The 12,500-nt window shown below is 56.9% G+C and carries 11 protein-coding genes; 2 read left to right on the top strand and 9 right to left on the bottom strand.

Annotated features, from left to right (window positions below; all coding sequences use genetic code 11):
- Window positions 1-42: 42 nt before the first annotated feature.
- The 8 genes from damX to pilM all read right to left on the bottom strand — a co-directional run bounded on the left by damX (window position 43) and on the right by pilM (window position 6,658).
- Window positions 43-1,347 carry a cell division protein DamX gene (damX, locus tag ACWKXX_RS15635; RefSeq protein ID WP_032649714.1) on the bottom strand — a complete coding sequence of 435 codons (1,305 nt, stop codon included), beginning with the start codon at window positions 1,345-1,347 and terminating at the stop codon, window positions 43-45.
- Between the two features lie 92 nt (window positions 1,348-1,439).
- Window positions 1,440-2,528, bottom strand: coding sequence for a 3-dehydroquinate synthase (aroB, locus tag ACWKXX_RS15640; protein WP_454540832.1), 1,089 nt, complete (start codon window positions 2,526-2,528; stop codon window positions 1,440-1,442).
- Window positions 2,529-2,585: 57 nt separating this feature from the next.
- Window positions 2,586-3,107, bottom strand: coding sequence for a shikimate kinase AroK (gene aroK / locus ACWKXX_RS15645; protein WP_003861630.1), 522 nt, complete (start codon window positions 3,105-3,107; stop codon window positions 2,586-2,588).
- Between the two features lie 286 nt (window positions 3,108-3,393).
- Window positions 3,394-4,632: a DNA uptake porin HofQ gene (gene hofQ, locus ACWKXX_RS15650; protein ID WP_284329667.1), complete on the bottom strand. Its 1,239-nt coding sequence runs from the start codon at window positions 4,630-4,632 to the stop codon at window positions 3,394-3,396.
- Window positions 4,544-4,948 carry a DUF2531 family protein gene (locus tag ACWKXX_RS15655; RefSeq protein WP_261665951.1) on the bottom strand — a complete coding sequence of 135 codons (405 nt, stop codon included), beginning with the start codon at window positions 4,946-4,948 and terminating at the stop codon, window positions 4,544-4,546. The genes hofQ and ACWKXX_RS15655 overlap by 89 nt, the downstream gene beginning before the upstream one ends.
- Window positions 4,938-5,186 (bottom strand): HofO family protein, encoded by a 249-nt coding sequence (locus tag ACWKXX_RS15660; protein WP_261665950.1) that lies wholly within the window; start codon window positions 5,184-5,186, stop codon window positions 4,938-4,940. The genes ACWKXX_RS15655 and ACWKXX_RS15660 overlap by 11 nt, the downstream gene beginning before the upstream one ends.
- 207 nt (window positions 5,187-5,393) lie before the next feature.
- A complete protein-coding gene (locus ACWKXX_RS15665) occupies window positions 5,394-5,885 on the bottom strand; it encodes a PilN domain-containing protein (RefSeq protein ID WP_023295535.1) in 492 nt (163 codons plus the stop codon).
- Entirely contained in the window at window positions 5,885-6,658 is a 774-nt protein-coding gene (gene pilM / locus ACWKXX_RS15670; protein WP_261665949.1) for a pilus assembly protein PilM, read from the bottom strand. Before pilM ends, ACWKXX_RS15665 begins: the two co-directional genes overlap by 1 nt.
- Window positions 6,659-6,778: 120 nt before the next feature.
- Between pilM and mrcA the strand changes: the two genes are divergently transcribed.
- A complete protein-coding gene (gene mrcA / locus ACWKXX_RS15675) occupies window positions 6,779-9,331 on the top strand; it encodes a peptidoglycan glycosyltransferase/peptidoglycan DD-transpeptidase MrcA (protein ID WP_017384152.1) in 2,553 nt (850 codons plus the stop codon).
- 94 nt (window positions 9,332-9,425) lie between these two features.
- Here the strand turns inward: mrcA and nudE are convergent, their stop codons facing one another.
- A complete protein-coding gene (gene nudE / locus ACWKXX_RS15680) occupies window positions 9,426-9,986 on the bottom strand; it encodes an ADP compounds hydrolase NudE (protein WP_003861622.1) in 561 nt (186 codons plus the stop codon).
- A 327-nt stretch (window positions 9,987-10,313) separates the two neighbouring features.
- On the opposite strand from nudE, the gene ACWKXX_RS15685 reads away from it, so the two are divergent.
- Window positions 10,314-12,452 carry an intracellular growth attenuator family protein gene (locus ACWKXX_RS15685; protein ID WP_017384151.1) on the top strand — a complete coding sequence of 713 codons (2,139 nt, stop codon included), beginning with the start codon at window positions 10,314-10,316 and terminating at the stop codon, window positions 12,450-12,452.
- Window positions 12,453-12,500 lie beyond the last annotated feature (48 nt).

A 12,500-nucleotide genomic window follows, 5' to 3' on the forward strand; every position in this document is an offset into this window, starting at 1 on the left:
CGGCTGTGGAGAAAGCTCCGACAGCATCCTGCGCTTTAAACATTACTTCAGATCGGCCTGCACCTGATGAATCGGCTTCGCCCACGGGTTTTTCGCCTGCACGTCGGCTGGCAGCGTGGAAACGGCACGTTTTGCTTCATCTTTGGAAGCATAAATACCACTCACCAGCACATACCACGGTTGACCGTTACGGGTCGTCTGATAAACCACGTAGTTTTTCAGATTCGATTTCTTCGCCCAGGCGTTGAGGTTGTCATAGTTAGACGAACTGCTCAGCTGAAGGGTGTAATTGCTGGAAGAGGCCGACTGCAAAGAACCCACGTTGCCCGTCGTTTTACCTGATGCAGCGCCTGTTTTGGCTGCGGGAGCCGCAGGGGTTGTTGCAGCAGGCGTTGTTGCCGCAGGCGCGGCTGTGGTCGCCGTTGCTTTCGGTGCAGTGGTTGCCGCAGGCGTTGGCGCTTTAACCGGCTGGCTCACCGCAGGTTTTGTCTGCGCTGGCGCTTTCGTTTCTGGCGCTTTTGCCACGGTTTGCGGTTTCGTCTCACGCTTCGGCTCAATCACAGCCTGCTTACGCTCCTGGCGTGGCGCAGTCTGCGTCTGGCGCGGTTTGGTTTCCGTTGTCGCCGTTTGCTGCTGGGCATTGCTGCCATGAACTGGCGCAACGGTGGCTGGTTCAGTTGGCAGCGTGGAGTTCACCACGGCAGTGTTAACCTGCTCCTGATTCTGCGGCTGCATCAGCGCATTGTTCAGATCGCCCTGAACTTCAACACGCTGCTGACCTTCAGGCGTCGCAGGCGCCTGGCCCTGAGTCGGGGTCGCAGAGACAGGCGGCAGAGAGATATCCTGGCCAGCGCTGGTGTTACCTGCGGTCTGCTCTGCGGAAGTGGTGCCCGGCGCAGGCTGAGCGCCATTCGCCTGGTTGCTCGCATCGTTACCAGACAGGTCAATGCTCTTCTCGGCAGACGCCGTCTGCTCGGTAGAATTGGTAGAAGGTGCTTTTAGCGCGGACCCAATGCCGACAATCAGCAAGACCAGCACCAGAACGCCAAGGCCCATCATGATGTACTGACGGGAGGCCGGTTTTGCCGCTACCGCTTTTTTACGTTTGCGCGGACGACGTTCAACAGGCTGTTCATCCATTAACTCTTCTTCGGATTCATACTCCTCGTCTTCTCGCTCATTTCGCGCGTTACGGCTACGCGAAGGGCGACGATCGTCTGCATCCAGTTCGACATCGTCAAAATTGATCTGCGGCTCGTTATCACGTTCTGAAGATTGACGAGAACGACCAGTACGACGATCGCTGGGATCGGGTTTCAGCTCGTCTTCTGGTTTGAATTCATCCATTTAACACCCCACTCAAAGGCTTCTGCCAACGACTCTGCATTTACCTGAAGCTAAAACGACCACCTGTTACAGCGGTCTGACCTTTCTAGTTGTTACGCCTGCTGACAATCAGCAATAGCGCCAAGTACGACTTCGTGCGGCACTCCGCCGCGCACTTCACTTTTCCCTATTGCAAGCGGGAGTACCAGACGCATCTCACCTGCCAATACTTTTTTATCGCGCATCATGTGGGGAAGGTACGCCTGAGCAGACATTTCCTGCGGACCACTCACCGGCAAGCCAGCACGTTTAAGCAACGCGATGATACGTGCTGTCTCTTCCGGCCTGAACTGCCCCAGACGTTCAGAGGCTCGCGCCGCCATAACCATTCCGGCAGCGACAGCTTCACCGTGAAGCCAGTTACCGTAGCCCATTTCGGCTTCGATCGCATGACCAAACGTATGCCCCAGATTCAGTAAAGCACGTAAGCCGGTTTCACGCTCATCTGCGGCAACGACTTCTGCTTTCAGCTCACAACAACGGCGAATACAGTAGGCCATTGCCTGCCCATCAAGGCGCAGCAGCGCATCCATATTCTCTTCCAGCCAGGTGAAGAATTCCCCGTCAAGAATAATGCCGTATTTGATCACTTCTGCAAGGCCGGACGCCAGTTCGCGCGCTGGCAAGGTTTTCAGACAGTCGAGATCCACTACCACCGAGGCAGGCTGGTAGAACGCGCCAATCATGTTTTTGCCGAGCGGATGGTTAACCGCCGTTTTACCGCCCACAGAAGAATCGACCTGTGAGAGCAACGTGGTTGGAATTTGAATAAAGCGCACGCCGCGCTGATAGCTGGCGGCTGCAAAACCGGTCAGATCGCCCACAACGCCGCCGCCCAGGGCAAGCAGTGTTGTATCACGACCATGCGGTTTTTGCAGAAGTGCGGTAAAGACGTTATCCAGTACCGTCAGGCTTTTGTACTGCTCGCCATCGGGCAGAATCACACTGTCGACCTTCACGCCCGCCTGCTCAAGCAGGTGACGTACACGGTCGAGATAAAGCGGAGCCAGCGTCTCGTTGGTGACCAGCATCGCCTGATCACCCGCTTTCAGTGGTAAGAAGGAAGCTGGGTCGTTAAACAAACCAGCCGCGATGGTGATAGGGTAACTACGTTCCCCGAGAGTAACTGTAATCCTCTCCATGACGCGACATCCACCTTAAATGCTTTTACCCGCAGGCGAGTGTATATAAAGCCAGAATCAGTTGCTTTCCAGCATATGAATAATCTGGTTTGCAACCACTTTAGCGCTTTGATCGTCAGTACGAATGGTCACATCAGCAATCTCTTCGTAGAGAGGATTGCGTTCATCGGCCAAAGCTTCCAGAACTTCACGTGGCGGTGTTTCAACCTGCAACAACGGGCGCTTTTTATCACGCTGCGTGCGTGCCAGCTGTTTTTCGATGGTCGTCTCAAGATAGACCACTACGCCACGGGCGGAGAGACGGTTGCGGGTTTCGCGAGATTTTACAGAGCCGCCGCCAGTTGCCAGCACAATGCCCTGTTTTTCCGTGAGTTCGTTGATCACTTTTTCTTCTCGGTCACGGAAACCTTCTTCGCCTTCTACGTCGAAGACCCAGCCCACATCCGCTCCGGTTCGTTTCTCAATCTCTTGATCAGAATCGTAAAATTCCATATTGAGTTGTTGAGCTAACTGACGCCCAATAGTGCTTTTGCCGGCACCCATAGGCCCAACCAGAAAGATATTGCGTTTCTCTGCCATTTTTTCGGTACTACTAAGACTATTCGTTAATGGTAATCCCCGCTGCGCAGACACCCGGCGTAGCAGGACATGAACTGAAACCTCATTTGCAATAGAGCGAGAGTCAGACGAAAAATTATCTCAATACTCCGGCTTGTTTGGCAACTGATTAAATCACCGTTCCCGGCGCATAAGGAAATAAGACGTAAGTCCAACTCAAATCGGTACTCCTTGTATGCTAATTCATGCCCCACGTCAAACATCTGCAACAAACTGAATGCAAAATCATTGCGGGGATCGTTACCCATTACTGAATACTGACCAGACGTGGCGTGATAAACACCACTAACTCGCGCCGTTCATTATCTTTTCCGTCATGGCGGAACAGCTGACCCAGCCACGGAATGTTGCCCAGCACGGGCACGCTGTCGCGTCCGGTTTTATTCTTTTGCGAAAAGATCCCGCCCAGCGCGAGCGTTTCCCCACTTTTTACCTCTACCTGCGTTTCGATCTCCTGCTTATCGATCGCCAGCGTTTCGCCGTCTGCCTGTTGCAGCACCTGGCCGGGCATATTTTCACTGATATGCAGTTTCAGGCGCACGCGACCGCCCGGCAGGACCACCGGCGTGACCTCCATGCCTAATACCGCCTCTTTAAATTCAACGGACGTCGCCCCGCTCTCGCCGCTGGAAACCTGATACGGAATTTCGCTGCCCTGCTTGATGCTGGCCGGCTGCATGTGCGATGCCAGCAGCCGCGGGCTGGCGATGATATCCACCTGCTGCTTTTGCTCAAGCGCCGACAACTCAAGATCCAGCATCCTGCCGTTGATGCGCCCGATGTTAAACCCTGCGTGGGTGGTTGCACTGGCCACCGACAGGTCCGCCCCCAGCGTCGTGACCTGACCCACCTTACCGGCCTCCGTTGCGTCAGCGAGGTTCCATTTCACCCCCAGTTCACGCAGGCTTTTTTCACTGATGGTCACAATCTGCGCCGCCAGTTCCACCTGCTCGACGGGCAGATCCATCTGCACAGCCCAGCGCTGGAGCATATCCACCACCGTCTGGTTATCCCTGACCAGGAAACGGTTGGTGCGCTTGTCGACGGAGAGACTGCCTTTCGGGCTTAAGAGCTTTTCTGCCGCTTTTTGCAATTCGGCTGCATCCGCATAAGCAAACGGAATGCTGTGAGAGTGCAGCGGGGCGTCAAGCAGACGCTGGGCCCGCTCCTGCTCTTTACGCGTCTGTTGCTCCCGTTGCCAGGCCGCCGTATGCACATAAAAAATGCCGCCCTCTTCCCGCAATACCAGCCCGGCGCTGTTCACTACCGTCTGAAGCGCCTGCCTCCAGGGCACCCGCGTTAAATTCAGCGAAAGCGAACCGCTGACATCCGGCGACACCACCAGATTGCGATCCTCCTGCGCCACCAGCGCCTGTAATATCTGCACCACCGGGACATCATCCACCAGCAGGGTGACCGGTTTTGGCGTCGCGGCCCACAGGGGCTGGCTGAGTGCCGCCAGAAACAGCCCTATCCTTATCTTCACTTTTTTTCGTTCCTTCTCGTTGCCATGTCCATCGCTTCGGCTCGCACATGTCGCCGACATCAACGGTCAGTTGTTGTTTATCTATCGCGCTCACCCGCCAGCCTGTCGGTAACCGCACCTGCGTTTTTACCCGGTGCCAGTGTTTCTGCCCGTCCTGCATAAGGCCGATATCCCTGCTGCCGCTGACTACCCCCTGATACCGCCACTGGCTGAGCTGCCCGGCTGCGCAACGCTCTTCCGGCACAGAGAAGGGATCCCGCATCCCGGTCAGGAAAAGCGGAGAAAGCAGGATCAGCAAACGGGCTTTACTGCGCATGACCGATCTCCAGTTGCAGGCTGAGGCGTAACTGTTTGCCCTGTGGGGTGATGGAAAACGCACTCACCCGCGCGTTCTCAAGCTCCAGCCGGGAAAAGAGCGCCGGGACCGCGCCCCAGGAGGCATCCAGCGCCAGCTCTCCCCCACTCTGCTGCGGCTTCCAGTACACCAGCCTTGCGCCCTCACGCTGAAAAGCCAGGGGAGAAAAGAGCCGCGAGGGCATCACTTGCGTAACCACTGCTCTCCGTCCGGCCTCTGGCCACAGCGAGGCGTTGATTCGCTTCGCACTGATGGCCTGCGCCTGAATATCGGCGTAACGCAGAGCAGCGGGCCTGAGCAGCAGTCCCCAAATTGCCCACGCAACAAGCCCCGACGCGATCAACCAGCAAAGGACGCGCCGGGAAGGACGTGCATCAGTCCAGCGTTGATACCAGATACCCACCTGCTACCTCCGGCTATGTAGTTGAAAAGAGAACATCCATCGCCCCTGGCTATCCTGTTGCATTTCGCCTGCCGGTCCGGGGTTAAATCCCGTCACCCCTTTCAGGGCATCGGTCATGGCGGAGAGCGCTGGCAGTGAGGTGGTATAGCCGGTCAGGGTCAGCGAGGGTGGCTGATAACGCAGCGCCGTCAGCCACGCCTGCCGGGGCATTGCGCTGGCAAGGGACTCCAGCGCAGGTTGCCAGGCCGGATCAGACGGCAGCGAAGGGGTTTTCTGCCCCGCTGACTGCGGCTGACGGGCTCTCAATACTTTCTGTACCGCACGTGTCCCGGCCAGTTCGCTCTGCAACGCCTGTAACGCGAGAGTCTGCGTCGCCCGCAGGCTGATACTCCCCGCCAGCATCACCAGCCATGAGCCAGCAAACAGCAGCCCCCAGAAACGCAGGCGCTGATTACGTTGCTGCCGACGCCAGGGTAAAAGATTGGGCATGCTCATTACGGCGCCTCGCTCATGGCCAGCGCCAGGGCGACGGTGTAATCAGCACCGCATTCCGGCAACGGCGGCTGGCACAGCGTCACCGCTTCCCAGGGATCGCGGGCAGCATCAAACACGGCGATATCAGAAGAAGAAAGCGCAAGCAGCGCCGCCAGTTCATTCACCGTCGCCGCTTCTGTGGTATAGCGCCGCCCCCACTGGTGACGCATCGCCCATAGCCACTGGTGTTGATCTCTCCAGGCGACGCACCGGGCGGGGGCAACAGCAGAGAGAAGATTAGCCAGCGCGCCGGCATCCGGGGCGATTGCTGCCAGACGCAAACGCAGCGCGTTCGCCAGCGTCAACAGGGTATCGACCTCTCTGTTTTGCGCTGCGGTAACCTGAAAAGTGTTGCTGAACGTATCCTGCGTGTAGTCAAAACAGAGCGTATCGGCGGGCATCTCCAGCTCACGCGCTAATGCGGCGCCTACCCAGGTGAGCTGTTCGCTGTCACGCAAGGTAACGGATGGACGGGGCAACGCGCGTTGCAGAACGCGCGTCGCCGGAAATGAGAGAAATACCCGATGCGAGTGCGGCAATGTTTTCCGCCAGCCACGTAATGCGTTAACCAGCTGTTCTGGCTTAAGTATTTTGCCTTCCCCGATAACGCCGTCCGACAGCGGTACCGCCCACCAGCGCCGTAAACGCCAGCCGGCCCGCTCTCTGGTCAGCGCTACCGCAACCACCTTATCCTGTTGAATATGAACGCCTGTTTGCCACGTTTTAAAAGCCATGCTTCACGATCTCCTTATCGCCCGTCGGAGTGACGGCTATATCAATGAATCAGGCTTGCCTTTATACTACCGCGCGATTGTTTAGAAACTGCCCAGGCTAAACCAAATGGGAAATCTCCGGTGAAGTTCGTAAAGTATTTATTGATCCTTGCAGTCTGTTGCATTCTGCTGGGAGCAGGCTCGATTATTGGTTTGTACAAATATGTCGAGCCGCAACTCCCTGATGTCGCCACGCTTCGTGATGTGCGGCTTCAGATCCCTATGCAGGTCTATAGCGCCGATGGTGAACTGATGGCGCAATACGGCGAGAAACGTCGTATCCCTCTGACCTTAAATCAAATTCCACCCGTGATGGTGAAGGCTTTTATCGCCACCGAGGACAGCCGTTTTTACGAGCACCACGGTGTCGATCCGGTCGGTATTTTCCGTGCGGCAAGCGTGGCGCTGTTCTCCGGTCATGCCTCTCAGGGGGCAAGTACCATTACCCAGCAGCTGGCGCGTAACTTCTTCCTCAGCCCGGAAAAGACGCTGATGCGTAAGATCAAAGAGGTGTTCCTCGCGATCCGCATTGAGCAACTGCTGAGCAAAGACGAGATCCTTGAGCTTTACCTCAACAAGATCTATCTGGGCTACCGCGCCTATGGCGTAGGGGCTGCGGCTCAGGTCTATTTTGGTAAGCCGATCGATCAGCTCACGCTGAGCGAAATGGCGACCATTGCCGGCCTGCCAAAAGCGCCATCCACGTTTAACCCGCTCTACTCGCTGGACCGCGCCACCGCGCGCCGTAACGTGGTGCTGTCGCGTATGTTGAGCGAAGGCTATATCAGCCAGTCTGAGTACGATAAGGCGCGCAGCGACGTTATTGACGCCAATTACCATGCGCCGGAAATCGCCTTCTCTGCACCGTATCTTACTGAAATGGTTCGCCAGGAGATGGTGAGTCGCTACGGTGATAAAGCGTATGAAGATGGTTATCGCGTCTATACCACCGTGACCCGCAAGGTGCAGCAGGCTGCCCAGCAGGCGGTGCGTAATAACGTGATGGATTACGATATGCGTCACGGCTATCGCGGCCCGTCCAACGTGCTGTGGAAAGTGGGTGAAGGCGCATGGGACAGTAAAAAAATCACGGATTCCCTGAAAGCGCTGCCGACCTATGGCCCGCTGCGTCCGGCGGTCGTCACCCAGGCCGATCCACAGGAAGCAGTGGCGATGATGGCCGATGGCACATCCGTTTCGCTGCGCATGGAGGGTGTCCGCTGGGCGCGTCCATACCGTTCTGACACCCTTCAGGGGCCAACGCCACGTAAAGTGACCGATGTCGTACAAACCGGACAACAAATCTGGGTGCGTCAGGTCGGCGATGCCTGGTGGCTGGCACAGGTGCCGGACGTAAACTCTGCGCTGGTCTCCATCAATCCGCAGAACGGCGCCGTGATGGCGCTGGTTGGCGGGTTCGATTTCAACCAGAGCAAATTTAACCGCGCGACCCAGGCGCTGCGTCAGGTTGGTTCGAACATCAAACCGTTCCTGTATACCGCGGCGATGGATAAGGGGCTGACTCTCGCCAGCATTCTCAACGACGTGCCAATTTCCCGCTGGGATGCCGGTGCGGGCTCTGACTGGCAGCCGAAGAACTCTCCGGCGCAATACGCTGGTCCTATCCGTCTGCGCCAGGGCCTTGGCCAGTCGAAGAACGTGGTCATGGTTCGCGCGATGCGTGCGATGGGCGTGGATTATGCGGCAGAGTATCTGCAACGCTTTGGCTTCCCGGCGCAAAACATCGTTCATACTGAATCTCTGGCGCTCGGCTCCGCGTCCTTTACGCCGCTCCAGGTTGCGCGTGGCTATTCGGTGATGGCGAACGGCGGCTTCCTGGTCGATCCGTATTTCATCAGCAAAATCGAGAACGATCAGGGCGGCGTACTGTTTGAAGCGAAACCGAAAATTGCCTGCCCTGAATGCGATATTCCGGTGATTTACGGCGACACGCCAAAATCCAATGTCCTGGAAAACAAGGATATGGAAGATGTGGCGATCTCTCAGGAACGTCAGAATCTGGCGGTGCCGCAGCCCCAGCTGGAACAGGCCAATCAGGCGCTGGTCGCCCAGAGTGGCGCGCAGGAGTATGCCCCGCACGTGATCAGCACGCCGCTGTCGTTCCTGATTAAGAGCGCACTGAACACCAACATCTTTGGTGAACCGGGCTGGCAAGGCACCGGCTGGCGAGCGGGCCGCGATTTGCAGCGCCACGACATCGGCGGCAAAACCGGGACAACCAACAGTTCAAAAGATGCCTGGTTCTCAGGTTATGGCCCGGGGGTTGTCACCTCCGTCTGGATTGGTTTTGACGATCACCGCCGCGATCTGGGGCGCACGACCGCCTCTGGCGCGATTAAAGATCAGATTTCCGGTTACGAAGGCGGCGCGAAGAGTGCGCAACCTGCCTGGGATGCTTACATGAAGGCCGTTCTCGAGGGCGTACCAGAGCAGCCGCTAACGCCTCCGCCGGGCGTGGTGACGGTGAATATCGACCGCAGCACCGGACAGCTCGCGAATGGCGGTAACAGCCGTGCCGAGTATTTCATCGAGGGTACGCAGCCAACCACGCAGGCAGTGCATGAGGTGGGGACAGAGATCATTGATAACGGCGAGACGCACGAACTGTTCTGACGCCAACAAAAAAGCCGGGTGGCGACTACGCCTGACCCGGCCTACAACGTCAATGCAAAACGGCAACCTTCGGTTGCCGTTTTTAATGGTGGCGCTACAAACGCCCCTGCCCCTTCAGCCATTCCCGCACCAGGAACAGTGCGCTCACGTTGCGCGCCTCGTTAAAGTCAGGATCTTCCAGCAAATCCATCAGATGAGCCAGCGGCCAGCGAACCTGCGGCAGCGGTTCCGGCTCGTCTCCTTCCAGCGATTCAGGATAGAGATCTTCCGCGACAACGATGTTCATTTTGCTGGAGAAATAGGACGGTGCCATGCTCAGCTTTTTCAGGAACGTCAGCTCTTTCGCGCCAAAACCGACCTCTTCTTTCAGCTCCCGGTTTGCCGCTTCAAACACCGTTTCGCCCGGGTCGATCAGTCCTTTGGAGAAACCCAGCTCGTAGGATTCTGTGCCCACGGCGTATTCACGAATGAGGATCAGGTGCTCGTCGACGATGGGCACAATCATCACCGCTTCACGCGAGGAGGGGCGCATACGCTCATAAACACGACGCACACCGTTGCTGAACTCCAGATCCACGCTTTCGACATTAAACAGACGCGATTTCGCGACGGTTTCAACATTCAGAATGGTGGGCTTTTGTAAGGGTTTGGTCATCTTGACGGGTCTTTGCTGGGTGAACTGGCTTTATTGTGCGATACGCCGCACGGTTTCGGCAATGTCAATTGCTCTTTATTTACATTTATGCAACGTAACTGTAGGCGATTCTCATTTCAAAACAAATGTCAAGAGGTTGAAATGTTTCCAGGAATTTGCTGATATCGCGCCGGAACAGGCTTTGTTATCATTACCGGTCACTGGGATGCGCGTCAACATGCTCAAGTTAGACTCCATACTTGCCGATAGCCGACCACAGAATCTCATTCATTGTACAAAAGGTGCGACTGACAACACCTGTAAGAAGATAAGTAAGATGGGGAAAGCATGAGCACCATTTTGATTTTTCTCGCTGCTGTGCTGGCCTGCGCGTCGATTGCGGTGTGGGTATTCAGGCGCCGCGTACATCGCCGTTATCGGCTGCCCTTTTTGAACGCGTTTGCCGGGGCAAACACGCGCAAGCTTTCGCCAGAGGAACGCAGCACCGTTGAGCAGTATCTCGACACGCTGAACCGATCCCGGCTTTCGCCTGGCCCTACCGGCGCCAGCGCCGCCCCCGTATCGCTCAACCTGAACGCCCAAAGTGACACCGTTCTGTGCGTAACGCGCTCCATTACCCGCTACGGCATTACAACCGACGATCCCAACAAGTGGCGTTACTATCTCGACTCTGTTGAAGTGCACCTGCCTCCCTTCTGGGAGCAGTATATTAACGACGAAAACAGCGTCGAGCTCATCCATACCGATACGCTGCCGCTGGTTATCTCCCTCAATGGTCATACGCTGAGCGAATATGTTCAGGAAGCGCCACGCTTTGCGCTGGAACGCGCAAGCGGAACGCAGGCCTCTATTCGCGGTGAAGAGACTGAGCAGATCGAACTGCTGAACATCCGCCAGGAGACGCATGAAGAGTACGTCCTGAGCCGCCCGGATGGCATTCGCGAAGCGGTGTTGATTGTCGCCTCGTTCCTGCTCTTTTTCATCTGCCTGCTGACGCCGGACGTGTTTGTTCCGTGGCTCGCGGGTGGCGCAGTACTGCTTCTGGCCGCCGGGCTGTGGGGCATATTTGCTCCGCCGGCAAAAACGTCATTACGCGAAATTCACTGCCTGCGCGGAACCCCAAAACGCTGGGGACTGTTCGGTGAGAACGATCAGGAACATATCAACAATATCTCGCTCGGGATCATCGATCTTATCTATCCGCGCCACTGGCAGCCGTGGATAGCGCAGGACCTTGGCCACAAAACGGATATTGATATCTATCTCGACCGCCACGTTGTACGCCAGGGGCGCTACTTATCCCTGCACGACGAAGTGAAAAACTTCCCGCTTCAGCACTGGCTCCGCAGCGCGGTGATTGCCGGTGGTGCCGCGTTAATCTTCGTCATGCTGCTGCTCTTCGTGCCGCTGGATATGCCGATTAAATTTACCCTGTCGTGGATCAAAGGGGCGCAAACTGTGGAAGCCACCAGCGTACAGCAGCTCGAAGAAGCGGGTGTACGCGTGGGAGATACGTTGCGCCTCAAAGGCACCGGGATGTGTAATATCCACACGCCGGGCGCCTGGAACACGCGCCAGAACTCGCCGTTCGCGCCGTTCGACTGCTCTCAGATCATCTGGAATGACGCCTCTCCGCTGCCGCTGCCGGAATCGGATGTGGTCAACAAGGCCACTGCGCTCACCCAGACGATTAATCGCCAGCTCCATCCAAAACCGGATGATGATTCTCGCGTCAGCCCTGCCCTGCGTTCGGCTATTCAGAAGTCGGGCATGGTACTGCTGGATGACTTTGGCGAAATCGTCCTGAAAACAGAGGATCTCTGTTCCGCCCAGGATGACTGTATCCGGCTCAAGAACGCGCTGGTCAACCTCGGCAACAGCAAAGACTGGGACGCGCTGGTGAAACGCGCCGAAGCGGGACGCCTGGACGGTGTGAACGTGCTTCTGCGTCCGGTCAGCGCCGAGTCGCTGGATAACCTGGTGGCGACCTCTACCGCCCCCTTCGTGATGCGTGAAACCACCCGTGCCGCCCAGGCGCTTAACAGCCCGGCGCCCGGCGGTTTTGTGATTGCCAGCGATGAAGGCAGCGACCTGGTGGATCAACCTTATCCGCAGGTTTCGCTCTATGACTATCCTGCCCAGGAGCAGTGGAGCGAATTCCAGCGTCTGGCGCAGATGCTGATGCAGACGCCATTCAGCGCGGAAGGGATCGTCACCACCCTCTTTACCGACGCCAACGGCACGCGTCATATTGGCCTGCACCGTATGCCGGATAGCGCTGGCCTGTGGCGCTATATAGGGACATCCCTGCTGCTGATTGCAATGCTGGCGTGCATTGTCTGGAACGGTTATCAGGCCGTACGCCGCTATCAGCGTTCCCGCACGCGGCTGGCAGAAATCCAGGCCTACTACGAAAATTGCCTGAACCCGAAACTGATCTCCTCTTCCGAGAGCCTGATCGGATAACGTCCCTGCGCGACAAGTTGTGCTACCCTGTCGCGCACGTTTCTTCTG

This window comes from Enterobacter sp. UPMP2061 (assembly GCF_053709615.1).